Source organism: Roseibium sp. RKSG952 (genome assembly GCF_009711355.1).
On the sequence record NZ_SMMF01000489.1, the window covers coordinates 1 to 1282 of the forward strand.

Sequence of the window (1282 nt, forward strand, 5' to 3'; positions counted from 1 at the left end):
TGCGAAGGGGTTCATTCTACTTCCCCGCAGGTGGGTCGTTGAGCGTACCTTTGCGTGGTTTGGCAGAAACCGCAGGCTTTACAAGGATTGTGAGCGAACACTGAAAACAGCACAGTCCATGCTTTACCTCGCGAGCATTAACATGCTTTTGCGTCGATGCTCACGGAACAGCAACTTATGATTTGTATCCCGGATGGACTCTGATACTCTTCGTAGACTTTCCGGCGCGATCCCCGCAGTTCTTCAAGAGCTTCCTTTGTCTCCGGAACGTCGCTGTTCGACATCGCAACATCCGCGACCTGGAACAGATCCCGCACCACGTTCATGACCATCTGAAGCGCCATAGACTTTGCCACTTCGTCTGACAGGCCGATCGCAAACTCCGGACTGGATACAGCCGCGCGCTTGGTGAGCGAACCGAACGTGCTTGGCATATTCGCAAGGAAGGCTTGTTCTTCATCGGTCACGGATGATGTATTCAATGACCACTTCGTTATCAGGCCGACGCTCGAATCACTTCCGACCAGCACATCCTGAAGCCTCTCGACGAGACTATCCAAGGTAACAGTTCTTCGTGCTCCTGGGTTCGACATGCATTTTTTTTGATCACTGGCACATGAATAGACCTCGAATGTCCCCCCTTTGAGCAAGTCTTCAAGTGTGACCAAGCCTCCGGGCTGGGTTATGACATTGTTGACCTTGCCTTTGCCGTCTTCTGCTTCTTTCAAGTCTGTAACAACAATCGAACCCGTCATGGACAGGATCGTCTCCAGAAGATCGTCATCACCGTACCGGAACCAGGAAGCGGCCGAGTTTTTCTTCAGCTGCATCCAGACAATATTCCCAATGGTGGCATTGTATGTTTCAGATCCATTTTCCTGGGACATTTCAGTCCCGCTTTTCCCATCCGAGGCACTCCAAGCCTTGAAGAAATCTCTCACCATACCCGTTGCAGTGGCGTCGGTTTCACCCTCTACGATCCGTTTCATGTTCATCGCGCCAAGTGTGTCATTCACCAAACCTTGCGCGAGCTGGCAGGAGTTCCCGAAATGTTGGTTCAGAGCCAGGATCTTGCGTTGGATGGTTTCGATAACGGAGGCAATATCTGGCATCGCCGTTTGCAAGGCCAGCTGGAACGCATAGCCGGCTGCATTCGCACCGATTGAACGGAGCAACTGCGTATATTGTTCTGAATTTGCAAACGAGAACGCTCCGCCGTACAAGTCAATGCCGCCACATCCCGCTTTATACCAAGTCCATTTGAACGTGACACATATTTAAG

General features: G+C 51.4%; 2 protein-coding genes. One reads left to right on the forward strand and one right to left on the reverse strand.

All coding sequences use genetic code 11. The annotated features are described in order from the left end of the window. The coding region (locus E1297_RS01730; protein ID WP_155133107.1) for a transposase at window positions 1-181 on the forward strand (181 nt) is incomplete at its 5' end. Here E1297_RS01730 and E1297_RS01735 read toward each other — a convergent pair. Continuing rightward, window positions 138-1277, reverse strand: a complete 1140-nt coding sequence (locus E1297_RS01735) for a conjugal transfer protein TraH (RefSeq protein ID WP_368669433.1) — start codon at window positions 1275-1277, stop codon at window positions 138-140. The genes E1297_RS01730 and E1297_RS01735 overlap by 44 nt on opposite strands. Window positions 1278-1282: the final 5 nt, after the last annotated feature.